Raw genomic sequence first — 26,419 nt, 5'->3', positions numbered from 1 at the left:
ATCTCACCTAACTCAATCTATCTCAGGAAAACGCACCATTCCAAAACACAGGAGGTATGCCCTATGATGTAAGATTACCCTTTGTTTCACACCTTTGCCTGAAACGCTGTTTCGCATTACAATGGCGGCAGAAAAGGAGTGAAGCGCAATGAAAATCAAAACAATCGCTTTTTTAACGGCTCTTTTGCTGGTCGTGCTTGCAGGCTGCAACAATGCCCCGCTGAATGAAGATAAGCCGCAGCCGTTTTCTTTTTCGGAGAGTGTTCAAAGCACCCCTGAATCCGAAGCGCCTGCGGGAGAGGAAAGCAAGGAGGTTGAAACAACGCCTGAAGCCGTGCAGGAAGAAACGACGGAAAAGCAGGAAGAAACGACGAAAACGGATACGGTCTGCACCGAACAGCCTCAGACTGTTTCTGAAACCGGGCAGGCGGCACAGCCCGCCGAACAACCCGATAAAGCGGACAAAACCGAACATTCCGTATCCACACCGCAGCCGGATATTCCACAAGAAAGCGAAACGCCTGCGCCGCCTGAAACGGAAGAAACACCGAGCGAAACTAAAACTGACTTTGACATTGACTACTGGATTTCCTTTGCAAAAGGCTACGCTCAGAGCGTGGGACTTCTGTTAGACAGCGAGGCAATTTACTGTTGGGATAATCCGATCCGTGCCGGAGCGCACTGCAAATATCTTGAAAGGGATATTCACAGCCGCTTGGATCGGTACAAGGCTGACGAAGAAATCACAGCCGTATGGATTTGGGCGGAGGAAGTCTCTGACGGACTTTACGACATCTATATCGGCTACGCTTAAATTAAATATTCCATTTTGAGGACGCACCGAAAAAACGGTGCGTTTTTTCATTTCAAGGAGGATTTCAGATGAAAATTAAGAAACCAAAACGCATTATGTCGCTGTTTCTTGCGGCGCTGATGTGCGTGACTTCCCTTGTAGGGATTGGTACGACCGCCTATGCCGCAGAGGAAACGGACGATGTGTACCTTATCTCGTATCCCCGTGACGGGGACTCGAATTACAACGCCGAATGGGGACACGGAAGCCTTACCTTTATGAACGGCTGGAAAACAGGCAATTCCCGTTATACAACCGTCCGTGCGATGGGATCATATACGGGAAATATCTGCTACTGTATTGAGATCGGCGTCCCGCAGCAGACCGGAGACAGCTTTACCAAAAAGGGCGAGGATTTTTGGGACAACTACCCTTCGTCCTATAACAGCACCATTTCTCCTGACGATATTAAGCTGTTCATCGGTCGTATCTTCCAGTACGGCTACACGGGAACCATCTCAACCTCGTGGCGTTCTCAGAACGAGGGCGGCGATAAGCTGGCTCACGCAGTCGCTACACAGCTTCTCATTTGGGAAACCGTGATCGGTGAGCGTGACGAGAACTTCAACAAGGTCAGCACAGGCGGCAAGGACGCTGTTCTGGATCAGATCAGTCCTAACCACCCTCTTTACGACAAGATTATGAGCTACTACAACTCAATGGCGGCAAGTGTGCAGAAGCATTCCAAGCTGCCGAGCTTCCTTTCCAAAACACCGGGGAGCGCACAGGAAATCGAGCTTGAATGGGATGGCTCTAAGTACACGGTTACGCTGACGGACAGCAACAATGTCCTTTCGGGATATAAGTTTTCGTCCAATGATTCGGGCGTTCAGTTCTCCGTAAGCGGAAACAAGCTGACGATTACTGCCGAGAAAGCGCCGAGCGACGGGCTGACGATTACCGCAGAGAAAACGGCGCAGAGAAAAGGCGTTATCACTTGGACGGACGGTATCTATGGACCAAACGGCGGTGTGCAGGATACCGTAACCTACGCTCAGACGGTCAATGATCCGGTTAAGGGATTTCTTAAATCAAAGGTTTCCTACGGCTCGGCGAAGATCGTCAAAACCAGCGAGGACGGAAAAGTTGATGGTATCTCCTTCCGTATTCAGGGCAACGGCATTGATAAAACCGTTAAGACAGAAAACGGCGGTCAGATTCAGGTCGATAACCTAATGCCCGGAGTATATACCGTAACCGAGCAGGAATATGACAGATACGAGCCGCAGGAGTCCCGCAGAGTAACCGTAGTTGCGGGGCAGGTTGCGACCGTCAACTTCAACAATACCCTGAAGCGTGGCGATATTGAGGTTATCAAATCCTCGGAGGATAACTTCAATGAGGGCGTGACCTTCCACCTTTACGGCACATCGCTCTCCGGCATTGCCGTGGACGAGTATGCGGTTACGGATAAAAACGGTGTGGCGACCTTTGAAGATGTGCTGATCAGCGGCACAACGCCGTACACCATTGAGGAAGTGGATACCGCAATCCGTTATGTCATTCCCGCAGATCAGAGCGCACCCGTCAAGTGGAACGAGGTCACTACCCGCAATTTCACGAATATCCTGAAGAAGTTTACCGTTACCGTGACCAAGAGCGACGCTGAGACGGGAACGGCTCAGGGAAACGCCTCTCTTGCGGGAGCAAAATACGGGATTTTCAAGGGCGAACAGCTCATTGATGAATACTATACCGATGAAAACGGTCAGTTTACCACAAAAGAATATATCTGCGGTGCGGACTGGACAATCAAGGAACTGGAGCCGAGTGAGGGCTATTTGCTCGATCCGACCGTCCATAAGGTCGGCGCAGAGCCGGAGCTTTATACCATTGAGCATAACCAGACCGCAAATGATGTAACGGAACAGGTCATCAAGGGCAATATCGCCATTATCAAACATACGGACGATGGCGAGACGCAGATTGAAACGCCCGAAGAAGGCGCAGTTTTTGAAGTGTATCTCAAGTCCGCAGGCTCTTTTGCGAACGCAAAGGAATCCGAGCGTGATACGCTCATCTGCGATGAGAACGGCTTTGCACAGACAAAGGATATGCCTTACGGCACATATACCGTCCATCAGGTATCCGGCTGGGAAGGCAGGGAGCTGATGGATGATTTTGATGTGTTCATCGCAAAGGACGCCCAGACTTACCGCTATTTGATTAACAACAGCAATTTTGAAAGCTATATCCAAGTAGTCAAGGTGGACGCAGAAACGGGCAAGACCATTCCCTATGCGGGTGCAGGATTCCAGATTTACGATCCGTCCGGCAATCTCATCACGATGGAGTTTACCTATCCTACCCCGACAACCGTTGACACTTTCTATACCGACGCTAACGGCTCGCTCGTAACGCCGGAAAAGCTGCCATACGGTCAGGGCTACTCTATCGTTGAGGTACAGAGTCCTTATGGATATGTCCTTGATTCCACACCCGTCTATTTTGATGTAACGGAAGAAAATTCTTCTGAGGAAAGCGGGGTAACAGTGATTAAAGTTGAAAAGACCAATATGCCGCAGAAAGGCACGATCAGCATTGAAAAGACGGGCGAGGTATTCTTCGGCGTTTTGGTAAGCGGCGGGACAGATGAAAACGGGCAGGAGCTTCCCGTTATCTATCAACCGATCTATGAAACACAGGGGCTTCCCGATACCGTTTATGAAATCCGTGCCGCCGAAGATGTGGTAACGCCAGACGGTACGCTGAGGTACAGCAAGGGCGAGCTGGTCGATACGGTTACGACCGATGAAACCGGCTTTGCAAAAAGCAAGGAACTCTATCTCGGAAAATATGAGGTAAAAGAGGTCAAGGCAGGCTATGGAATGGTGCTGAGCAGTGAAGTCCATACCGTAGAACTCATTTACGCCGGACAGGATGTAGCCGTGACTGAAACGGCGACTTCCTTCGTCAATGAACGGCAGAAGGTTGAGGTCAGCCTTGAAAAAGCGCTGGAGACAAACGAGCTGTTTGGTATCGGCAATAACGGAGAAATCAAAAATATCAGCTTCGGCTTGTTCGCCGATGAGGAGCTTGTATCCGCAAGCGGCACTTCCATTCCGAAAGACGGTCTGCTTGAAATCATCACGCTTGATGAAAACGGCAGGGCGACCGTAGGGACTGACCTGCCTTTGGGCAGCTATTATGTCAAAGAACTGGCGACAGACGAGCATTATCAGCTCAACGGCGAAAAATATCCCGTTGTATTTGAATATGCAGGACAGGAAACTGCAACGGTAGCGATTGCAGTGAATAATGGCGAGCCGATGGAAAACAAGCTGATCTACGGATCGGTTTCCGGCAAAAAGGTTGATGAGAACGGCGAGGGACTCGGCGGTGCGCTCATTGGTCTGTTTAAGAGCGATGATGTGGAGTTTACCGAAGAAAACGCCCTGATGACCGCCGTATCCGGCGACGATGGCAGCTTCTCCTTTGAGAATGTGCCTTACGGAAACTGGTATATCCGTGAGATCAAGCAGCCGACCGGATTCGTGCTTGACGATACCGTCTATGATGTGAATATCTCAGAGAATGAGCAAGTCGTTGAGATTGAAATCGTCAATGAGCTGGTGCGTGGCAATATCGCTCTTACGAAGGTGGACGCTGAATATACCGATACGAAGCTGACGGGCGCTGTGTTTGAGGTCTATAAGGACTCCAACGACAACGGCGAGCTGGACAGCGAGGACGAACTGATCGGCACACTGACCGAAAAAGAAATCGGGCAGTATGAAATGAACGATCTGCTCTATGGGCGCTACTTCATTTTGGAATCAGCAAGCCCGGATTCGTATATCCGTGACGAGGGCGTGTATGAGGTATTTATCGACACGGACGGTAAGACCTATCAGGTGGAAAACACAGAGGGCAAAGGCTTCGCAAACGAGCCTATGCGTGGAAACCTGAAAATCGTGAAAACATCGTCTGACGGAAAGGTGGAAGGCTTTGCTTTCCGCATTACCGGAGCAAACGGCTATGATGTTACCCTTGAAACAGACGAAAACGGCGAGATTTTCCTTGAAGGACTGCGGATCGGCGAGTACAAGATTTCCGAAGTGAACAATTCGGCTTCCGCTATGTATATCCTGCCTGCCGACAAGGAGGCTGCGGTACAGACAGGCTCTACCACGGTCGTTGAAATGCACAACGAGCTGAGAGATACGCCGAAAACCGGAGATGACAGCAAGCTCGGTCTTTGGCTTGTCCTTGCGGGTGTGTCGGTAGCAGGCATTGCGGCTTGCGGTATCATCGGCTTTAAGAAAAAGAAGAAGGAGGATAACTAATGGAACTGAAAGCGATTATCGGAATTGCTCTGGTCGTCTTTATCGTAGGCGGCTTTATCTTTTTGCAGATCCGTAACAGAAAGAAAAAGTAAGAACTTCTGCGGGGGCGGGGCTTAAAAACTCCGCCCCTTTTTCTATTTTGGGAGGCTTAAATGAGAAACCTGAAAACGATTGAAAACCGAGTGCTTGCGGTGTTAAAGGAACACCCCGAAGCACGAAATGACGATATGAAGCTGTATCTGCTCGTCAGCAAGGCGTGTATTTATGATACCCACGGTATCAGCCATTTCAGCTTTGAAGATGTGATGAGCAATTATAAGGCTTACGGTATCCCCTGCTTTGAGAGTATCCGAAGGACAAGACAGAAGATTCAGGCAAAATATCCTGAACTCGGCTGCTCCCCCGAAGTACGCAGGGCAAGACACAAAATGCAGCGTGTCTATTCCGACTACGCTAAAAGCTAAGATGGGAGGTAAAAGAAAATGGCAGCGAAGAAAAGCGCAAACACCGCTTTGCAGCAGAAAGTAAAGGTGCTGGCGAAGCTCTATGATTCCGGCTGTAAAACCGAAAAGGATTTGAAGGCGCTGAGCCTGCAAAGCATTTTGAAAATTCCCGATATATCCGTTTCCGATATGACGGTTATCACAGAGCTTCAGGAGCAGATCGCAAAAAACAGGCTCTTTTCCTATTTGGGAGGCGCTGATGATGAGCAGAAGTCAGAGGAAAACACGATTTAGGCAAAGGAAAGGAGCAGACAGAAATGGCTTTTACAATCCGACCGCTTCATACGGACGAGCAGAAATACACTTACAGGCAGAGTACGCAGATCGAGGGACAGACCGGAAGTATCGGGTATCTTCGTGGCGATTTCGGCGCAGGCGGCAAAGAGTTCTTTTCCTCTTGGTTTGATCACAGGCGGGATTTGAAAACGGACGAGTTCAAAAGCGAGCTGGACGAGGTTATCAACGCCCTGCGTTCGGAAGAATACGGGCTGTTAAAGAGCCGCACGACTATGGCGCAGTATGCGGCGAAATATCCCGACAGCGCCTTTCAGGGCAACTATGCGACCGAGTACGGTTTCCGTGCCGATACCGAAAAACACAGCTTCCTGATACGGTGTAATCCTGCCCGTGGGGACTACAATTTTTACTGCTACTGCTATGTGCGGGAATGGCTTGACCGCCATATGGAAAAGGCGAGCCGTGGAATCCGCTTTATCACGCCGGATTACAAAGAAAAATTCAAAATCCCCGATGGAGATAAAATCAGGATCACTTTAAGCGACGGGGAACAGCTTGACCGCACCTGCCGATATATTGACGACTATCATTTAGAGGTTGGCAGCAACCTCTACCATATCTGCGAGTTTGCCGAGCGGATGGAGCAAAACGGCAATACCGTGATTCCGCTCCGTTCTTCTCTGCCGGAGCAGTGCTATGTGTTCGTGCAGACGGAAAACTGCGTCGGCATTGTCAAAAAGGGCGAAAGCGGATTTTACCGCACGGATATTCAGGGCGGCAAGCCCAGTGAAACAAACGCCCTTGTGAATGAGATGAACAAAAAGCTCGGCTTGTCAAAAGGTCAGGCAGAGGCGATGAAGGCAGGTTCAATGTTTGGTTGGGATACCCCTGCCGCCGATCCGAAAAGCTATGATAAAAACGGTATCCCCGTAAGACCGAAACAGAAAGACTATGAAAGATAGGAGGTGCATAACCGATGGCACGAAAGTACGACCTGATTTCCGAGCTGTACCGCCGTACCGCACACGCTGTTGTGTCCGATGTTCAGAACTGGCAAGCCTTTTTGCGCTGCGCCTGCCGGAACTATCGTCTGCGCTTTGACGAGCAGCTTCTCATCTACGCCCAAAGACCGGACGCAACGGCAGTGCTGGAGATCGAGCGCTGGAACGACAAATTCGGGCGTTGGGTAAACCGTGGCGCAAAGGGTATCGCCGTATTTGAGGACGCCGACCGGAGCAGGCAGCGCTTAACCCATTACTTCGATATTTCCGATACCCACGCAAGCCGCTACTCCCGCCCCGTTCCGATTTGGGATATGAAGCCGGAATATACGGACGATGTGATCGAATCCCTTGAAAACACCTTCGGCGAGCTGGAAAACAGGGAAAGCCTTGCGGACGCAGTTCTGAGCGCCGCTAAAAACGCCGTGGAGGATAATATCCCCGACTATCTGGGCGATCTGATGTATGCCGCAGATGACAGCTTCCTCTACGGTCTTTCGGAAGATATGATTACCGCTATGTATAAGAAAGCGGTAACAAACAGCGTGGCGTATATGATGATGACAAGGCTTGGGATAGATACCGAGCCGTTTTTTGAAGCGGAGGATTTCTCTGTCATTACAAATTTCAATACGCCGGAAGCCTTAAACGCCCTCGGTATTGCGTCAAGCGATATTGCGGAGATGGGGCTTGGGGAAATCTCCCGTACTGTTCTTGCCCTTGAAAGGCAAAATCGCATCATTGCGGACAGAGAGAAACCGGAATACAATAAGGCTGAAAATAAGAGCGAAAGGAGCTTTGAAAATGAACGAGCTGACTTATACAATGCAGGGCGATTACAATCTTCCCGATCTGACAATGCCGGAGCAGCCGGAGGTAACTTTGGGCAGGTACGCTCAGATGAGACGGAAATTTCTCAAAGAACATCACAAAATCCGGTATTACAATCTTCTGACGAGCTGCACCCTGACACAGCATTTGGCGGAAACAGAGCAGACAGCGATGAAGCTGGAAGAAACCCTGATGAAGCAGATGGCGGTGCAGGAGGGCTTGACCGAGAGCCTGAAAGCAGCGGATATGATGAAGTGGGTGCAGGGAATGAACAATCTGCGGAACAGAGTGCAGGAAATCGTGAAAGCGGAGGTCATCTTCGCTTAGATTACTACGACCGAAGCAACGAAGATAAGAGCCTGCCGTTTTTCGGCGGGGACGATACCATTCGTGAAATCCTCGGTACAACGCCCCACCTGAAAGCCTCGAAAGAGGAAATTCGTGCTTTCTATGAAAGCAATCCCGATAACGCCGCCCGTACCGAATATATCAAGGGTATTTTCAATAACGATTATACTGAACTGATTTTGAGCGACGGGCGGCGAGTCGGGTACAAAACTTGGCAGAATGTGCTTCAGCTTTGGGAGGGTAGCTATCTGTCCCGCACAAAGCAGAGCTTCTATGATTGGGGCGTAATCGCACAGCATTTTGAAGCAATGCGGCTGCTCGGCGAATTGCAGGATACGATGAAGCCGTTACCTTCCGTAGATGGACAACTGAACTTTTTGGATATGCAGGCAGAGGAAAAAACCTCTGCTTTTTCTTTTTCTCAGGAGATTATCGACGCTGTTCTCACCCGTGGGAGCGGCATATCTGAGGGAAAGTTCCGTATCTATGAGCAGTTTGAAAAAAGCTTGTCCACAAAGGAAAACGCCGATTTTCTGAAAGACGAATACGGTTGGGGCGGCGCTTATCCTGTTATTGTCGGCGCAGGCATTGACGAGCAGCACGACGGGAAAGGCATTTTGATCTCAAAAGGCATTGGGGACGATAAGCCGCATATCCGGCTGAATTGGAATCAGGTAGAGAAGCGGATTGCCGAACTGATACGCCTCGACCGTTATCTCAATCCAAAGGAAAAAGAGATTTACCCGCAGTGGCTTGAAAAGCAGGAGGAACGCCGAGCCGAACTTGCCGAAGAACAGAAAAACCGTGAAATCCTCTCCACTGCTCCACCCGAACGGGAATCGGTGCAGGCGGCTGAAAACGAGCCGCAGCAGGAGGCGCAGTATGCCTATCATCTCGGCGATACGGTATATATCGGCGCTGACGAATACGAAATTCTTGCTTTTGATGATAAGCGTGTCGTTCTTCACGATATGCAGTATCCGCTGTTTCAAAAGGAATTGGAGAGAGCAGAGTTTGACAGCAAAGTGCGGGAAAACCCGATGAACGACCACCTGAAGGTAACGAATCAGGCGGCGGTTGCAGAGCAGCAGCCTCGTTTCAATTCTATCGAGTTTGAAAAGCTCATTCCCCACCATATGCGTTTCAAAGAAACTTCTTTGGTAAACGGCGATGAGATGTATTGGGTAACGCAGGAGATTTTTACTGCCGGGGATTTAAGGAAGTTCCAGCAGGCTGTTCAGAGCTACGACGGGGATATTAAAAAGTTTTATGTTACACCCCGTGATCTAAGCCCGTCCTACTCTTTTGAGGAGGATATGGAAAACAAGGTTTTGGCAGTTGTCACGCCCGACACTATCCTGCAAGACGATTATATTCAGGCTGTCCGAAGCGAAGGACTCGGCGATTACCTTCAGCCGGAGGAAAAAGCTGATCCGGCTGAAGCGCCTGCTTTTGACATTGGTATGGGGTATCTTGGAAACGGTCTTACCGTCTGGAACAGAGCCGTTGAGGAAAACGGCGACTACCAAACGATTGCCCATATCAGCAGCGAGGGCGAAATCCATTACTATGTGGACGGTCTGCCCGAAGATGTAGTGGCAAGGATTGAGCAGGCGGCAGCACGGGAACAGCAAAAATCGTTATTCTCTGCCGCTTATAAAGTCGGCGACAGAGTGTATTTGGACGGAAAGCCTTTTGAAATCACACGGGTAGATGACTGGAATGTGGAGCTGATGGATCGCTCTGTGCAAAATCCGCAGCCCCGTTTGGAGCGCAAGGACAACTTTATGCGGCTTGTTCAGCAGAACGAGCGCAGCAGCTTTACGGACACTTATCGTGCGTACAGCGAAATCAAGAGTGCTAATCCCGACAGCCTTGTTCTGTATCAGATGGGCGATTTCTTTGAAGCCTACGGTGCGGACGCACAGACCGTAAGCGAAGCGCTGGAGCTGAATCTTGCGTCCCGTTCTATCGGCGGCAATCAGCGAACACAGATGTGCGGCTTTCCGGCAAACCGCTTGGAAACCTATGTCAATATGCTGCTTGACCGTGGCTTTGATGTGGCGGTCTGCTCTTTGGAAAGCGGAGAGCGCAGCACCCGAAACATCGTATCGACCAATAAGGAAGATCCGGTGCAGTCGCAGCCGGTCGGCAGGATTGACTATCTGCATACGGACGGGACGGTGCGGGAAAGCGTTGAATATACCAGCCCCTATCAGTTTGAAAAGGATATAAAGGAAGAAAATTACTACGGTGTTCCTTTTACCGTCGTTTTCTATAAGGATAAAGACGGGAACACTATACCGCAGGATTTTATCAGCAGCCTTGATCCGCAACCGAAAGGCGTAGAAATCATTGATTCGCCCTATCTTGCAAACGACAGGGCGGCAGAAAATACGCTCCCGCCCGACGAGAGATTTTTCGTCATTGAAACCGATGATGGTTATGCCATTTGGGACGATTTGACGGAAGCGATCTATATCGACGATGAGGGCGTCAGCGAGGAGTTTAAGAGCGAGTGGCAGGCAAACGACTACTTGGAACAGGTCAAGAAATCTGTTTCCGAACTGGATACGGCAAAAGCGCTCATAGATGAGTATTGCCGTGAGGAGTTTGAGCGTGACGAGGGTGCGGATTACACAGACCTTTCCAATGTGGAGCTTGCTTATACGACAACCGAAGATGATAAGCACGAAATTCAGGCGAGAGTTAATCTTGTGGATTACCGGCTTGAAACCCTTGTAGACGGAAAAGTTATCAGGAGCGAACAGTTTTCTTCTCTTGAAGATATGATCGAAAGGAGTTTGCAGAGCCTTTCCTTTAACGATCTTGTGTATCTGTCTGATGAGGAAATTGAAATAGCAGAACAAAATTCTGTCGAACAGCCTGAGCAGAAAGAAGCCGAGCCATTCACACCTACTTTCAGCCAGCCGAAGCGCTCACGGGTACAGACCTTTGATCTGCACCCTGAAATCCCGCTGTCCGAACGGCACACCTTTGACCTTGCTTCCCACGAAGTTCCGGAAACAGGCAAAAAAGAACGCTTCCGCAGAAATATGGCAGCAATCAATGTGCTGAAGGAATGTGAGTTTGACAATCGCTTTGCAACGCCCGAAGAACAGGAGATACTATCACAGTATGTCGGTTGGGGCGGTATTCCAGAAGCATTTGATGAAAATAATCCCTCGTGGGCGGACGAGTTTATCGAGCTTTATACCGCCCTTTCTCCCGATGAGTATGAAAGCGCAAGGGCAAGCACCCTGACCGCTTTCTACACCCCGCCCGTTGTCATTTCCTCGATCTACAAGGCAATGGAGCAGATGGGCTTTCGGGAGGGCAATATCTTAGAGCCTTCCTGCGGTATCGGCAACTTTATCGGTATGCTGCCCCAGTCTATGCAGGACAGCAAAATCTACGGCGTGGAGATTGATAAGATTTCGGCGGGTATCGCACAGCAGCTTTATCAGAAAACCTCGATAGCGACGCAGCCGTTTGAGGAAGCAAATATCCCCGACAGCTTTTTTGACGCTGTGATCGGAAATGTGCCTTTCGGCGATATTCGAGTGAATGACAGGAGGTATAACAAGCATAACTTTTTAATCCACGACTACTTTTTTGCGAAGTCCTTAGACAAGCTCAGACCGGGCGGCGTGATGGCGCTTATCACAAGCAAAGGCACAATGGATAAGGAAAATCCAGCCGTGCGGAAGTATATCGCACAGAGAGCCGACCTTCTCGGCGCAATCCGACTGCCGAACAACACCTTTAAGGGAAACGCCGGAACGGAGGTCGTTTCGGATATTTTGATATTACAGAAGCGGGACAGGCTTATTGACCTTGAGCCTGAATGGGTACACCTGAACACCGATGAAAACGGCGTGAAGATGAACGCCTACTTCGTCGATCATCCCGAAATGGTACTTGGTGAATGGAAAACCGTATCCGGCAGATTCGGCGAGGAAGATACCGTTGTCCCTTACGAAAACGCCGACCTTGCCGAGCTTTTGGACGAAGCCATTTCCAATATCCACGCAGAGATTACGGATTACGAGGTGGACGAGGAACTGACCGAAGAAGATAATTCCATTCCCGCCGATCCCGAAGTCCGCAACTTTTCCTATACGGTTGTGGACGATAAAATCTATTACCGTGAAAATTCCCGAATGACGCCGGTGGAGTGTTCCGCTACGGCAGAAAACCGCATTAAGGGTATGATTGTCATTCGAGATTGTGTCCGCAGCCTGATTGAAATGCAGATTGCCGATTATCCCGATTATGAAATCGAAAAGGAACAGCAGAAGCTAAATGCGCTTTACGACACCTTTTCCAAAAAGTACGGGCTGATCAATTCCCGTGCGAATGTGTCCGCTTTTTCGCAGGACAGCTCCTTTGCCCTGCTTTCCGCACTGGAGGTACTGGACGAAAACGGGGAGCTGGAACGCAAGGCGGATATGTTCACGAAGCGGACGATCAAGCCCCATACACCCGTTACCACGGTGGATACCGCCAGCGAAGCGCTTGCTGTATCTATGGGCGAAAAAGCCTGTGTGGATATGGAATATATGTGTTCCCTTACGGGCAAGACCGAGCAGGAAATCTATGAGGAATTAAAGGGCGTTATCTTCCTAAACCCGATGTACGGCTACGGAAACAGCACCGAGCGAAAGTACCTGATGGCAGACGAATATCTTTCCGGCAATGTGAGAGAAAAGCTCGCTTGGGCGAAAAAATCCGCAGAGGTCTACCCCGAAGATTACAAAATCAATGTGGAAGCGCTCGAAAAGGTACAGCCGAAAGACCTGACTGCCAGCGAGATTTTCGTGCAGCTCGGCACGACTTGGCTGCCGGAAGAAATCGCACAGCAGTTTATGTACGAGTTTTTGGATACGCCCAGATATGCACAGTGGAACATCAAAGTCCATTATTCAAAGCTGACAGGCGAATGGAATGTGGAGGGAAAATCCTACGACCGTGGAAACCTGAAAGCCTATAATACCTATGGCACAAAGCGGGTAAACGCCTACAAAATTATCGAAGATACGCTCAATATGAAAGATGTGCGTGTCTTTGACTATATGGAAGATGATGAAGGCAAAAAGAAAGCTGTTCTCAATAAAAAGGAAACGGCTATCGCCCAGTCTAAGCAGGAGCTGATCAAGCAGGGCTTTCAGGATTGGGTATGGCGTGATCCCGCAAGACGGGAAAAGCTGGTGCGGCTGTATAACGACAAGTTCAACAGTATCCGTCCCCGTGAGTATGACGGAAGCCATATCATTTTCAGTGGAATGAATCCCGAAATTGAGCTTCGGGAACATCAGAAAAATGCGGTCGCCCATATCCTTTACGGCAGGAATACCCTCTTAGCACACGCCGTGGGTGCAGGCAAGACCTTTGAAATGACTGCTGCCGCTATGGAATCCAAGCGGCTCGGACTTTGCAATAAATCCCTCTTTGTCGTGCCGAATCACTTGACGGAGCAGTGGGCGGCGGAGTTCTTGCAGCTCTATCCGGCGGCGAATATATTGGTCGCTACGAAGAAAGACTTTGAGATGAAAAACCGAAAACGCTTCTGCGGCAGGATTGCCACGGGCGATTATGACGCTGTGATTATCGGTCACTCGCAGTTTGAAAAAATCCCAATTTCGATTGAACGGCAGAGGGCTGTTTTACAGCAGCAGCTTGACGATATTATCGAAGGGATTGCGGATATAAAGCGAAACCGTGGCGACCGTTTTTCGGTCAAGCAGCTTGAAAAGACGAAAAAATCCCTGCAAACGAAGCTGGAAAAGCTGAACGATCAATCAAGAAAGGATGATGTCGTAACCTTTGAAGAACTTGGTATAGACAGGCTTTTCATAGATGAAAGTCATTATTACAAGAATCTGTATCTTTACACGAAAATGCGGAATGTAGGCGGTATCGCTCAGACGGAAGCGCAGAAATCTTCCGACCTTTTTATGAAATGCCGCTATCTTGATGAGATTACCGGAGGGCGTGGCGTTGTGTTTGCGACGGGTACGCCGATCTCGAACTCAATGGTAGAGCTTTATACGATCCAGCGGTATTTGCAGTACCGGACGCTGCAAGAACACGATTTACAGCACTTTGACGCTTGGGCGTCGATGTTCGGCGAGACGGTCACGGCAGTTGAGCTTACACCCGAAGGAACAGGATACAGAGCGAAAACACGCTTTGCGAAATTCAATAACCTGCCTGAACTGATGGCGATGTTCAAGCAGGTGGCGGACATCAAAACGGCGGATATGCTCGATCTTCCCGTACCGGAAGTGGAGTATCACAACATCGCCGTGAAGCCGTCGCAGGTGCAAAAAGATATGGTCGCCTCTCTCGGCGAACGAGCCGAAAAGATAAGGGGCGGCAATGTGGATTCCAGCGTGGACAATATGCTGAAAGTCACAAACGATGGGCGGAAGCTCGCCCTTGACCAGCGAATGATGAATCCAATGTTACCCGATGAGGAAGGCAGTAAAGTCAACGCCTGCGTAAACGAGGTGTTCCGTATATGGGAGGAAAACAGTGATAAAAAACTGACGCAGCTCCTCTTTTGCGACCTCTCCACTCCAAAGGGTGCAGGCGAGTTTTCCGTCTACACGGATATACGACAGAAGCTGATCGAGCGTGGTATTCCCGAATCGGAAATTAAGTTTATCCACGAGGCGGATACTGAGACGAAAAAGCAGGAGCTGTTCAAAAAAGTGCGCCGTGGCGAAGTGCGAATCCTGATGGGCAGCACGCAGAAAATGGGCGCAGGTACGAATGTGCAGAACAAGATTATTGCTTCCCACGACCTTGACTGCCCGTGGCGACCTGCCGATCTGGAGCAGCGTGCCGGACGGACGGTGCGGCAGGGCAACGAAAACCTGAAGGTCGGTCTGTACCGATATGTTACGGAAGGGACTTTTGACGCATACTGCTGGCAGCTCGTTGAGGGCAAGCAGAAATTCGCAAGTCAGATTATGACAAGCAAATCTCCCGTGCGTTCCTGTGAAGATGTGGACGCTACTGCTCTTTCTTATGCGGAGATCAAAATGCTTGCGGCGGACAATCCGCACATAAAAGAGAAAATGGATTTGGATATTCAGGTGCAGAAGCTGCGCCTTTTGAAGTCCAACTATCTCTCCGAAAAATATGAGCTGGAGGACAAGATCATCAAATACTACCCGACAACAATCGCTCGGACGAAAGAGACGATTGCGGGGCTGGAAAAAGACATATCGCTTGCAAAAGAACACCCGAAGCCTCTGGACGATACCTTTGTAGGGATTGAGGTTAAGGGTGTTTCTTATTCCGAAAAAGCGGAAGGCGGACAGAAAATCATTGACGCCTGCAAGGAAATGACTTCGCCTGATCCCATCCCTCTCGGCAAGTACAGAGGCTTTGATTTGGAGCTTTCCTTTGATACCTTTGAGAAAGCCTATCAGGTAAAAATCAAGGGCAGCCTTTCCCGTTCCGTCTCTTTAGGCACGGACGCTATCGGCAACATTACCCGAATCGACAATGCCATTGAGAAAATCCCTGAACGGCTGGAGGCAAAAAGCAGGGAGCTTTCAACCCTCGAACAGCAATTCGTTACTGCGAAAGCAGAGGTGGAAAAACCGTTTGACAAGGAAGAAGAACTGACCGAAAAGACAAATCGGCTCAATGTCCTTAACGGCTTGCTCAATGTAGACAAGCGGGAAAATGAACTGGTGGACGGTGCGCCGGACGAGGGCGACAGCGTACCCGTTTCAAAGGAAAGAGCTTATGAGCGATAACCTTCTTAGCGGTATGGGAGAAGTCTCATACCGCTTTTACATAGTAAGTTCTCTGAACTGCTGTGTCAGTAAAAATAGAACTGTGGCTTCCTTGTGCGGGCAATGATTTGTCTTTATAATATGAGACATCATATAAAGAAAAGAGGTAAAACCCGATGGAAGAAAACTGTTCTATCAAACTGTTTGAAAGCGATCTTGAAAGTATGCTGTCTCAGGTAATCGCTAAAGCCCGTTCCCGTGATGAGAAATTGAAGGCTGCAAAGGAAAAGGCGGCAAAGATTAAACATCAAAACGAGAAACTCAATGCTGTCTTGGATTTGGAAAAGCCATCTGCTCTTACCGAAGAAGAATGCGAACTTTTAATCCAGTACCTGCTTGCAGAAAACAATGTTGTATTGGAAGAATACCGCATTTGTTATATGCGGGGGCTGATGGACGGAATGGAAATCAAAAAAACAGTAGAATAAAACTTACATAGCCGCTTGGTTTTACAAAAATCAGGCGGCTATATCTATCACGGCAAGGTGGAAAAAGACATAGTGCTGTGATATAATAAAGTGGCTCTTTGAGAGTCAATGTCAAGAAAACTGAGGTTATTTTCCTATGAAAAATATTTTGATTCACGGCTTGGGACAAAACAGTAAGGATTGGGATACCATTAAAAATGAGTTGGAAACGAGGGGAATTTCCTCTGTCGCTCCTGATTTATTTGACCTTGCAAAAGGCAGGAAATTAGACTATCCCACAGTATATCAGGCATTCAGCGAGCTGTGCGAGTCTTACCAAGACAAACTAAATCTTTGCGGGCTTTCCCTCGGCGGTCTGCTTGCGCTCAATTATGCTATCCAGTATCCGAAAAAAATAAACTCTCTTGTTTTGATCGGAACGCCGTTTGAGATACCGAAAGGACTGCTGAAATTTCAAAATATTGTATTTAGATTTATGCCCAAAGCCGTATTTCAGAATATGGGCGTAAGCAAAAAAGATTTTATTCGTTTGAGCAAATCAATGGTTGATCTCAATTTTATGGATTCGGCGACAGCGCTTGATTGTCCCGCCCTTATTCTTTGCGGCGCAAAGGATAAAACGAATATGGAGAGTGCTAAGCGGTTTCACGAAGCAATGAAAAACAGCAAGCTGGTCATTGTGGAAGCTTCCGGTCACGAAGTAAACAAAGATAATCCGAATGAGTTAGTTCGTGTTTTGCAAGACTTTTGGGCAGAGAGGTAGAGATGAGGTTTTTAATAATGAATGAGAGAGAAAGAATTATCCGGTTATGGTTTGATATGTGGCTGAAACAACAGGATTTGGGCATAGATGATATTTTTACAGAAGATGTGGTTTATACGGAAAGCTGGAGTCCAAAATATCAGGATCGCAAAACTGTTAAGCACTGGTTTAATGAGTGGAATACACGGGGAAAAGTCCTTATTTGGGACATTAAGCAGTTTTTCCATAAAGGTAATCAGACTATCGTGGAATGGTACTTCAAAAATGAAATGAACGCTGGAAGCATAGAAGAATTTGACGGCATTTCACTTGTAGAGTGGACGGATGATAACAAAATTAAGTCTTTAAAAGAATTTGGCTGCAACCGTAATAACTATAATCCGTATCAATATGGCGATCAACCTCGATTTAGAGATGAAAAGGCAAATTGGTTTTGATATGTTGATTATCGTGGTAGATTTCCGTCACGAATTTAATAAAGGAAATATGGAGACAGAAAGATGGAATATATAGTAGATGATAAAAAACTGGACGCATTTACCTTTATTGCGTTCGTCAAACAAGTATGGCAAGGCAATTATGATATTGAAAAAACACAGTGTGCATTGTCTCAGACAATCAATATTACTGCTTATGAAAATGAGGCACTGATTGGCTGCTTGCGTATTCTTACAGACGGATATTATTTCGGTACGATTACAGAGTTGCTCGTCCTTCCTGAATATCAAAAACAGGGAGTCGGCAGTAAACTCTTGCAACTTGCAAAGGATAATACCCCTACTATGCTGTATTTTGGAGCGCAGCCGGGGATAGAAAAGTTTTACGAAAAGAATGGTTGCAAAAGAAGCTTGCAATCCTATGTGATCGAAAAGGAACGGTCATAACGAAAATTTACGAGGTGCTTAGTATGGAAGTCAAAAAAATAGATGATACTCAAATTACAAATGCCATTGACTTGATTTGGCAAACTTTTTTACAATTTGAGGCTCCCGATTATTCTGAAGAAGGAGTTAAGTCGTTTCAGGATTTTATTGAGAACAAAGAGATCATCAAAACATTAGAATTTTGGGGCGCTTATGACGAAGAAGAACTAAAGGGAGTTATCGCAACAAACGAAAACCGGAAGCATATCTGTTGCTTTTTTGTGAAAGCACAGTATCAAAGACAAGGCATTGGTAGAAAGTTGTGGGACTTCCTACGAGAAAATAGTTCAAGCAAAACCATTACAGTAAATTCTTCTCCGTATGCAGTTCCGGTCTATCATAAACTGGGTTTCGTAGATACCGATACGGAGCAACTTTCGGATGGTATGCGATATACACCTATGCAATTTATAAAATGAACGATTGGTTTGAAAGAGGTGGTTTGTAGGTGAAGCGTTGTATTGTAGTAACCGAAATAGTCTAAAATAAAATATCAGGAGGTTAATAATGACTATTTCGGAGACAAAAATCTATCCTCGTACCGGGGACAAACAAACGGTATACTTAAAAAGCGTAGTAAAAAATCCTAATATTATTGTTGGCGATTATACGATGTATAATGATTTTGTAAATGCTCCAACGGATTTTGAAAAAAACAATGTTTTGTATCACTATCCAATCAATCACGACAGACTAATTATTGGAAAGTTTTGCTCTATTGCGTGTGGTGCGAAGTTTATTTTCACAAGTGCTAATCACACTTTGAAGTCATTGTCTACTTACCCTTTCCCATTGTTTTTTGAAGAATGGGAACTGGACAAAAGCAATGTGACAGATTCGTGGGATAATAAGGGAGACATTGTTATCGGTAACGATGTATGGATTGGATATGAAGCTGTTATTATGTCCGGTGTTACCATTGGTAACGGAGCAATCGTTGGGACTCGTGCAGTAGTAACGAAAGATGTGCCGCCTTACACGATTGTAGGCGGTATACCCGCACGACAAATCCGAAAGAGATTTTCTGAAGATACCATATCATCATTATTGAGTATTAGATGGTGGGATTGGTCGGATGAAAAAATTAAAAAAAATATTTCCGCCATTCAAACAGGAAGTATTGATGATCTAAAGTAATGGGACTTACCGAATAACAAATACCTTTACATAGCCGCTTGGTTTTTACAAAAAATCAGGCGGCTATATTTTTGTTTAAGGAGGTGTTCGCTTATGGGCGAAACAGACTACAACGCCCTGCTCTACGATAAGATGAAAGCCGAGCAGGACAAGTACAGAGACTGGCTGCTTAATCAGCCGCCGGAGGAAATTTTGAATCATACCTACGAGTACACGATGAGAGAGGACATCGTGATGTGTATGGAAGAACTGGAGCTTTCTCCGAAACAGGCAAAGGCTTTGCTTCGTTCCCCTTGCCCTCTTGACGATGTCTATAAAGAGTTCAGGGACAGAGAAGTGGAGCATATGGATACCATTCGTGATTCCATCGAAACGAGGGCAAATGATGTGCTCAAACGAGACAAAAACAGAGAAAGCAGGTGAGAAAATGGTGTGTAAATTAAAAACAATCCGTGCGGATATGCTGGTGTTGCAGTGCCAGCTTGAAAGAGAATTGATCAGATATGTGAAGCGGTATCTCTGCCAGCCGCAGGTCACAATCATCACAAATGATAAGCAGTTTGCCTTTATGTGCGAGCTGTACGACTATGTGGAGAATACGGAGCTTCCGCCTGAAATGGTAAGTTCCCTTATGAAAACGAAAAATGTCTTGGAGCTGTCTTGGGACGAATGGCTGATGAATGCCGAAGTTGAAGATATGGAAGATTCCATTGAGAAAGTCGCAGAGCTTCTCAGGAAAGGGAAGATCTGATATGCCATATATTCCGCCGGAAGTGGTCGAACAGGCTCGGCAGATCGACCTTTTAACTTATCTAAGAAGGATGGAGCCGGATAATGTTGAACAAGTCAAAGGAACGAGAAATGTATATCGTACCGTTGACCACGACAGCTTAAAGATTTCAAATGGCAAATGGTTTTGGTGGTCGCAAGGTTTCGGCGGCTATACTGCGCTTGACTATCTGATAAAAGTCAGGAACTATTCTTTTATGGACGCAGTGGAAATCCTAACGGGAAAAGAACTGGCAAAGTGGACGCCGCCACCGAAAAAAGAAGAAAAAACTGAGCCGAAGGCACTGCGTTTGCCGGAAAAATATCAAGACAGCAAACGGGTAATGCAGTATCTTTTTGATCGTGGCATTGACTATCAGATTATTCAGGAGTGTATTGCGGACGGTGTGATTTTTGAAAGCAACGGGCGCTATCATAATGCGGTTTTTGTCGGGAAGGACGAAACAGGGACGCTAAAGTATGCCGCCTACCGTGGTTTAGGAAGCAGCACCTTTAAGGGAGACGCATACGGAAGCGACAAGCAATATTCCTTTCGCCTGCTTGCAAAAGAGCCTTGCCAGTCGGTGCATTTATTTGAAGCCGCCATTGATTTGCTGTCCTATGCCACTTTGCTGAAAGCTCAGGGTAAGGACTATAAATCGGAAAATCTGCTCTCTCTTTCGGGTGTGTATCAGCCGAAGAAAGAGAGCAAAGACAGTAAAATTCCGATTGCGCTTTCCGTTTTCCTTGAGAAAAATCCGCTTATCAAGACGATTCATTTGCATTTGGACAATGACAAAACGGGAAGGCTCTGTACCAAAACCTTAAAAGAGCTGCTCGGAAATAAGTATGAAGTCTTTGACGAGCCGCCGAAGAAAGGCAAGGACTATAACGATTACCTCTGCATACAGCTTGGAATCTACAAATCCAAAGAAAGGAGCTATGAGCGTTGAATGTACGAATTTATCAGATCAATATGAAGCGTGACGCCAACAATGTCGCCTTTATGAATTACGAGAGCCTTCCAAAATTTCAGGGCAGCTCAGAAATCGACAGCAGCCTCTATGATAAGGTGTTCGAGGGAGAAGTAAACTGCTTCACGCTGGAAAAACTCTATGAGATTTTCAATCTTAAACACCCCGCAGGATATAAAGGGCGGTCGATGTCCGTATCCGATGTGGTGGAGATCATTGACGGGAATACCGGAAAAAGCTACTTCCACTTTTGCGACAGCTTCGGTTTTCAGAAGGTCGATTTTGATCCGGAAAAGACGCAGGTCAGCGACCGCTTCCTATCGCTTGCCGAGCAGGAGAAAATCTCTGTCCTGCTCGTTCCGGTCGGCAAATCTCCGATTGTGAAAGAGATACCGAACACCTATGAAGCGATGAAAGAACTGGTCGGCGGGGGCGGTTTAGACGAGTATATGCCCTTTGAAGATGACGCCGCTATCGTCTGCAACCGTGACGGGAAGCAGGAAAAGCTGCCGATGAATCGGGCGGTCTACCAGCCGCCGAAGCGCACACAGATGAGTTACAGCGACCTGAAATCCCTTTTTCGGGAAGCGGAAAACAACAGACAGCACCTTACCGCACATATCGTTTTTACCGCCGATACCTTCAAAAAACCGTACAGCGAATTTGAACGGACTTATGAAGTAAGCTCGGACAACAAGGCATTCCAGTCCCGTATGGGCGGCTATTCCATCTACGGCGCTTCTTTGGACGGTGTTGATCCGTGCCTGAGAATGGAGGGATTGATGGCGGACGAAATGGGCGGTAAGGACGGTTGGAAAATTGAAAAATGCTTCTTAATGGAAGATTCAAGAGAGGTCGCCGACATCATTCACGGCGATTTTTTTATTGCCCGTTCCAATGTCGTCGATGAGAAATACAGCAGCTTATCGAGCGAACAACTACTGAAATACAAACGGCTTTTTCGGTATCCTGAGCGATTCCACGAAACCGCACACGGGATTGAGATCGAGCCGTTTAAGCCCAACAGGGCGGACAAAGAACGATAAATATCAGGAAAAACGGGGCAGCCCGACAGGTCTGCGTTAGCTTAGCGAGCAGACTGTTTTTACTCCTATCGGGCAAAAACAGTAAAAGCTCGTTAGGGGCTGCCCCTAATACCCCAATACAGGAAAGGATTTTGACTATGCACGAATTTCTATTCTTTATGATAGGCTTCCTGCTCGGTGGCGTTATCGGCGTAATGATTATGTGTCTTATGCAGATCAACCGAATCAGCCGCACACCAAATATCCGAAAGGAGGACGAGGAACTGTGAAACGAACAGTCAAAAAACAGTTTTGGTTTTCAAAGGCGGAAGCACAGGACTTGCAGAAGAAAGCAAAGAAAGCCTGCCTGACCGAAGCGGCGCTGATTCGACTGCTGCTTCGTGGCTATGAGCCGAGAGAAAAACCGGACGAGAGATTTTATGACGCTATGCGGGAGCTTTCCGCTATCGGCAACAACATCAATCAGCTCGCCATTAAAGCGAACGCCCTCGGCTTTGTGGATTCGCAAATGCTGAAGAACGAGGCGCTGAGGTGGCACAAGTTTCAGGCGGCGATTGAGCGTGAATTTCTGCGCCCTGAAAAAAGCGGATTGAAATGGCAGTAACAAAGCTTTGGAAGGTAAGCGTCCGGCTCGGTCAGGTACTGGACTATACGACCAATCCTGAAAAGACCGCCAACCCCGAATATTCTGCCGAAGATTATCAGGCGCTCAAAGATGTGCTTGCCTATGCGAAGGACGAGGAGAAAACGGAACACGAGTTTTTCTGTGACGGGATCAACTGCAATGTGGCGATGGCTCGTGACCAGTTCATTACCGTCAAGGAACAGTTCGGCAAGACGGACGGGATTCAGGCGTATCACGGGTATCTAAGCTTTAAGGAAAACGAGGTCACGCCCGAACAGGCGCAGCAGATCGGAATGGAGTTTGCAAGAAAGATGTGGGGCAAGCGGTTTCAGGTGGTCGTTACTACCCATCTGAACACGAAACATCTCCACTGCCATTTTGTCATCAACTCCGTTTCCTTTGCCGATGGGAAGCGGCTGAAAGACAAAGAAAAGTCTTGGTACTACTTCCGCCATATCGCCGATGAGATCTGCTTGGAACATAAGCTGTCCATTGTAGAAAAGCCGGAGCTGCACAGATCGCCCGCCTATCTTACGATGAAGGACGAGGCGGGTATGCCTACCCGATACAACAACGCAAAAAAAGCGATTGACGAGGCGATTGCGATGAGCCGCAACCTGCGGCAGTTCCAATATGAACTGGGCGTGATGGGCTACCACTCAAATTTCAGTCCCAACCGCAAGTATGCGACGGTTACACCCAAGGGCAGCGAAAAGCCGATACGGACTTACCGGCTCGGCGAGGAATACACCAAAGAGAAAATCCTTGAAAGGCTGATTGCTAATCGGGATAATATTGTGTTCAAGCCGTTCCAGCCAAAGACCTATATTGTCCGGCAGTACCGCCTGCCCACAAGAGAAAGCAAAATCCAAAAGGTCGGCGGTCTGTATGGCTTGTATCTCTACTACTGCTATCGGCTCGGCTACCTTCCGAAGCACAATCAGAAACAACAGAATACGGCGAGGCTTCACTATCTTCTCAAAGACGATCTGATGAAGATGGACGAACTCACCAAACAGGTAACGCTGCTCGGCAAGCACCAGATCGGTACGGACGAGCAGCTTTTTTCATATAAGCGGTCGGTTGAGGACGAAATCAAAACCCTTACCGCCGACAGAACACATCTCCGAAATGAAATACGAAAGGTAGATATATCAGATGAACGGCTGTCGGCGGCAAAGATGAAAATTTCAGCTATCTCCGAACGCTTGAAAGAGCTTCGCAAAGAAGTAAAGCTCTGCGACGGGATTGCGAAGCGGTCAGGCGTAATTGCCGATACCCTTTCGCAAGTGAAAGCAGAGGAAGAAAAATCTCAAAGAAAGGAGTCCCGAAACTATGAACAACGGCGGTGACGCAGCAGAACAAATCGTCAGGCTGTCGCTTGAAGGATTTGAAGTGGCTGTCCGGCTCACAGGCTCGGCGGCGAAGAATATCGCTATTCTGTTAGCTTCCGTGCTGAAGCAGGAGATCAGCCAGTCGAATAAGACACGGGGGAAAGCACGGCTTACCAATATGATTAAGTCCGGCAAGGAACTGAAGGTCTTTTCGTTCCAGCAGAAAGACCTGCCGAAGTTTACCGAACAGGCAAAACGATACGGCGTCCTTTACTGCGTTCTGCGTGATAAAAATACCAAGAGCGATACGGCGATGGTCGATATTATCGCCCGTGCGGAGGACGCTGCGAAAATCCAGCGTATTTCCGACCGCTTTGAACTTGGTAAAGTCGATAAGGCTTCCATTGTTTCCGAAGCGGAAAAAGATGTGGCAGACCGTGAAGCGGTTGCCAATGAAGTGCCTACGAAATCAAGGGGCGAGATCATCGTGGAGGAAGCGATGGGAAAGCCAATGCAGAAGGAGGGAAATTCCCACCAAAACCCCTCGGTCGCAAAGACGGACAAAAGCCCTCTGTCCGAGCGAGACTTAGAAACGACAGGTACGCACACTGATAAGGGTGTCGCAAAGGCAGCGGATAAGAAGCCTTCGGTCAAGGAAAAGCTCGACCGATACAAGGCGGCTGCCAAAGCGGAAAAGGAAGCAGAGCGTACTGTGCCGGAGGCTTCCAAAGAGAAGCCGAAAACCCCTGAAGCCAATCGGCAAACCGTTCACAGGCAGCCGAAGAAATCCAAGAAGTCGAAAGAGAGGTGAGCGAAATGGATCAACTAAAGGAACACCCGCAGATCGTGGAACTTTTAGACACGCTCGATAAAAACGGCTTGATGAAAGAGAAAAACGAGGTGCAGTCGCTGGTAAGTTATATCGGCGGTATGGAAGAAACGCTGACAGGAATGCTCGGCGAGCTTCAGGATATGCGCCGTGAAATCAATCTGATCCACAACAACACGCTGCGGAGCAAGTGCCATACCCTTGTGGAAAAAACGGAGAGCAAAATCCGTCAGGGATTTTCCGCAGTCAAAAAGATGAAGGATAATCTGATCCAGTCAGCCGGAAACGCTGTGCGGGCGTTCCGGGAAAAAGGCAGGGAAGCCATTGCTGAGTCGGTCAGGGCAATGAAAATCCCCGAAGCGCTGGATAAGCTGTCCTCGATGTTCGGTAAACTGTCAAAGGATATGGCGCAGGATACAAGAAAACTGTCCGCTATGCAGACGGAGCTTCAGGGCGCAAAGGGGCATTTGAAAAATATGGGGCTGCTGTTTATGGGAAAAGCCGCAAAGGAAGCGGAACATTCCAAGAGTGATAAAGGCGTATTATCAAGGTTGTCCCGTTTATTTGAAAAAGCGCAGAAAGGATTTGCGTCTTTGGAGCAAAAGGCGATGGATACGGCGGATAAGCTCAGAGTTTCCCGTGTGAAATCGTCTGTAAAAGAAAATCTCAGCAGATATAGGGCGGCGGCGAAAGCAGAAAAAGGAACAGAGCGCAGCGAGCCGACCGCTTCCAAAGAAGAAAACCGCACAGCACAGGCGTTGGGGCAGATTAGCGTCCCGCACCCGCAAAAATCAAATCTATCAAAAGAGAGGTAAAAAGATATGACCAACGATTTTAAGAATAAGCAAAGCAGCGGCGCAAGACCGCCGAGACTTTCGCCGGAGGAATACGCCGCCAAGAAAAAGGCGGAGAAAGAAGCCATTTATCAACTGCTCGACAATACCGCTTCGGAAGTGGTGCAGTCGCCGGAAAAATTCAAAGCCTACCTTGATGTGCAGAGCCGTATGGACAGGTACACAGCGAACAATGCGTTGCTGATGTATAAGCAATTCCCGCAGGCAAGTCAAATCAAGGAATTTGGCGATTGGACGGCGGACGGTGTAAAGGTCAATAAAGGCTCCAAGACCTTTATTATCCTTGATCCCTACGAGTACACCAAGAAGGACGGGACAATCGGCATTGATTTCAATTTGAAAAGAGTGCTGGATGTTTCACAGACCAACGGCAAGCGCCCTGCCGCCCCGACCGCTAACCGTGATCCGAGAAAGTTGGTGGCGGTTATGCTCGACAGCGCCCCAATCAATATTGAAAGCACCAATGAGCTGCCTTATCCCGATATGGGCGCTTTCTATAAAAATGAAGATCAGACGCTTTATGTGAAGCGGGACATCGGCGACAGCGTTGCCCTCTGCCAGTGCGTCGCTCAGGAACTCGGTCACGCCGAGCTTTCTATGAACAGCGAGGTATACAGCCGCAGGGATATGGGATTTCAGGCGGTGTGCATTGGGTATATGCTCTGCAAGAAATACGGAGTCGATACGCAGAATTTCGCTATCGACCGTATCCCCGACGAACTGAAAAACAAAGAGCCGAAAGAAATTAAAGCTGAACTCGGCAAGACGCAGAAGGCGTTTAAGGAAATTACCGCCCGTGTTTCCGACGAGCTGTACCGCCAGCGGGCGGAGCGCTCAAAGGAACAGGAGAGATAACCGGAGGTAG

General features: G+C 48.0%; 21 protein-coding genes and 2 pseudogenes. All 23 read left to right on the top strand.

Going from position 1 to position 26,419, the window contains the following annotated elements:
• Window positions 1-148 precede the first annotated feature (148 nt).
• Complete coding sequence (locus LKD41_RS06620) at window positions 149-814, top strand: hypothetical protein (RefSeq protein WP_173728685.1); 666 nt, start codon at window positions 149-151, stop codon at window positions 812-814.
• Between the two features lie 68 nt (window positions 815-882).
• Window positions 883-5,139 (top strand): SpaA isopeptide-forming pilin-related protein, encoded by a 4,257-nt coding sequence (locus tag LKD41_RS06615; protein WP_173728687.1) that lies wholly within the window; start codon window positions 883-885, stop codon window positions 5,137-5,139.
• 152 nt (window positions 5,140-5,291) lie between these two features.
• On the top strand, window positions 5,292-5,603 hold the full coding sequence (locus tag LKD41_RS06610; protein WP_055282132.1) for a hypothetical protein: 312 nt from the start codon (window positions 5,292-5,294) through the stop codon (window positions 5,601-5,603).
• Window positions 5,604-5,621: 18 nt separating this feature from the next.
• Window positions 5,622-5,876, top strand: coding sequence for a hypothetical protein (locus LKD41_RS06605; protein WP_173728689.1), 255 nt, complete (start codon window positions 5,622-5,624; stop codon window positions 5,874-5,876).
• Window positions 5,877-5,899: 23 nt separating this feature from the next.
• Window positions 5,900-6,547: pseudogene (locus LKD41_RS06600) on the top strand (hypothetical protein); the annotation flags it as partial.
• Window positions 6,548-7,684: 1,137 nt separating this feature from the next.
• The gene (locus tag LKD41_RS16035) at window positions 7,685-8,038 is read left to right on the top strand and encodes a TnpV protein (RefSeq protein WP_173728694.1); all 354 of its coding nucleotides are present in this window, start codon (window positions 7,685-7,687) and stop codon (window positions 8,036-8,038) included.
• A gap of 329 nt (window positions 8,039-8,367) precedes the next feature.
• Window positions 8,368-15,834: a DEAD/DEAH box helicase family protein gene (locus LKD41_RS06590; protein ID WP_349225237.1), complete on the top strand. Its 7,467-nt coding sequence runs from the start codon at window positions 8,368-8,370 to the stop codon at window positions 15,832-15,834.
• 155 nt (window positions 15,835-15,989) lie between these two features.
• Window positions 15,990-16,301: a DUF6664 family protein gene (locus LKD41_RS06585; protein WP_155219387.1), complete on the top strand. Its 312-nt coding sequence runs from the start codon at window positions 15,990-15,992 to the stop codon at window positions 16,299-16,301.
• A gap of 136 nt (window positions 16,302-16,437) precedes the next feature.
• Entirely contained in the window at window positions 16,438-17,064 is a 627-nt protein-coding gene (locus tag LKD41_RS06580) for an alpha/beta fold hydrolase (RefSeq protein ID WP_173728698.1), read from the top strand.
• A gap of 17 nt (window positions 17,065-17,081) precedes the next feature.
• Window positions 17,082-17,501, top strand: a complete 420-nt coding sequence (locus LKD41_RS06575) for a nuclear transport factor 2 family protein (RefSeq protein WP_155219394.1) — start codon at window positions 17,082-17,084, stop codon at window positions 17,499-17,501.
• Between the two features lie 63 nt (window positions 17,502-17,564).
• Window positions 17,565-17,948 carry a GNAT family N-acetyltransferase gene (locus LKD41_RS06570; protein WP_055194945.1) on the top strand — a complete coding sequence of 128 codons (384 nt, stop codon included), beginning with the start codon at window positions 17,565-17,567 and terminating at the stop codon, window positions 17,946-17,948.
• Window positions 17,949-17,971: 23 nt separating this feature from the next.
• Window positions 17,972-18,406: a GNAT family N-acetyltransferase gene (locus LKD41_RS06565; protein ID WP_173728700.1), complete on the top strand. Its 435-nt coding sequence runs from the start codon at window positions 17,972-17,974 to the stop codon at window positions 18,404-18,406.
• Between the two features lie 88 nt (window positions 18,407-18,494).
• Window positions 18,495-19,124 carry a CatB-related O-acetyltransferase gene (locus tag LKD41_RS06560; RefSeq protein ID WP_191868110.1) on the top strand — a complete coding sequence of 210 codons (630 nt, stop codon included), beginning with the start codon at window positions 18,495-18,497 and terminating at the stop codon, window positions 19,122-19,124.
• Window positions 19,125-19,217: 93 nt separating this feature from the next.
• Window positions 19,218-19,520: pseudogene (locus LKD41_RS06555) on the top strand (DUF3848 domain-containing protein); the annotation flags it as partial.
• 31 nt (window positions 19,521-19,551) lie between these two features.
• Window positions 19,552-19,875: a hypothetical protein gene (locus LKD41_RS06550; protein ID WP_173728704.1), complete on the top strand. Its 324-nt coding sequence runs from the start codon at window positions 19,552-19,554 to the stop codon at window positions 19,873-19,875.
• 1 nt (window position 19,876) lies between these two features.
• Window positions 19,877-20,845: a DUF3991 and TOPRIM domain-containing protein gene (locus LKD41_RS06545; RefSeq protein ID WP_173728706.1), complete on the top strand. Its 969-nt coding sequence runs from the start codon at window positions 19,877-19,879 to the stop codon at window positions 20,843-20,845.
• Complete coding sequence (locus tag LKD41_RS06540) at window positions 20,842-21,912, top strand: YodL domain-containing protein (protein ID WP_227700744.1); 1,071 nt, start codon at window positions 20,842-20,844, stop codon at window positions 21,910-21,912. Before LKD41_RS06545 ends, LKD41_RS06540 begins: the two co-directional genes overlap by 4 nt.
• Window positions 21,913-22,049: 137 nt before the next feature.
• Entirely contained in the window at window positions 22,050-22,181 is a 132-nt protein-coding gene (locus LKD41_RS06535; protein WP_082425124.1) for a DUF3789 domain-containing protein, read from the top strand.
• A complete protein-coding gene (locus LKD41_RS06530; protein WP_055194935.1) occupies window positions 22,178-22,516 on the top strand; it encodes a plasmid mobilization protein in 339 nt (112 codons plus the stop codon). The genes LKD41_RS06535 and LKD41_RS06530 overlap by 4 nt, the downstream gene beginning before the upstream one ends.
• Window positions 22,507-23,889 carry a relaxase/mobilization nuclease domain-containing protein gene (locus LKD41_RS06525; protein ID WP_173728708.1) on the top strand — a complete coding sequence of 461 codons (1,383 nt, stop codon included), beginning with the start codon at window positions 22,507-22,509 and terminating at the stop codon, window positions 23,887-23,889. Before LKD41_RS06530 ends, LKD41_RS06525 begins: the two co-directional genes overlap by 10 nt.
• Window positions 23,873-24,682, top strand: a complete 810-nt coding sequence (locus LKD41_RS06520; RefSeq protein WP_173728710.1) for a PcfB family protein — start codon at window positions 23,873-23,875, stop codon at window positions 24,680-24,682. Before LKD41_RS06525 ends, LKD41_RS06520 begins: the two co-directional genes overlap by 17 nt.
• Before the next feature lie 5 nt (window positions 24,683-24,687).
• The gene (locus LKD41_RS06515; RefSeq protein WP_227700743.1) at window positions 24,688-25,515 is read left to right on the top strand and encodes a DUF6674 family protein; all 828 of its coding nucleotides are present in this window, start codon (window positions 24,688-24,690) and stop codon (window positions 25,513-25,515) included.
• 6 nt (window positions 25,516-25,521) lie between these two features.
• Window positions 25,522-26,409 carry an LtrC-like protein gene (locus tag LKD41_RS06510; protein ID WP_173728714.1) on the top strand — a complete coding sequence of 296 codons (888 nt, stop codon included), beginning with the start codon at window positions 25,522-25,524 and terminating at the stop codon, window positions 26,407-26,409.
• Window positions 26,410-26,419 lie beyond the last annotated feature (10 nt).

The organism is Roseburia sp. CLA-AA-H209, assembly GCF_020687575.1.
In the GTDB taxonomy this organism is placed as follows: Bacteria; Bacillota; Clostridia; order Lachnospirales; family Lachnospiraceae; genus Roseburia_C; species Roseburia_C amylophila.
Note: the sequence above shows the minus strand (reverse complement) of the source record. Positions and strands in the feature narration are given on the sequence as shown.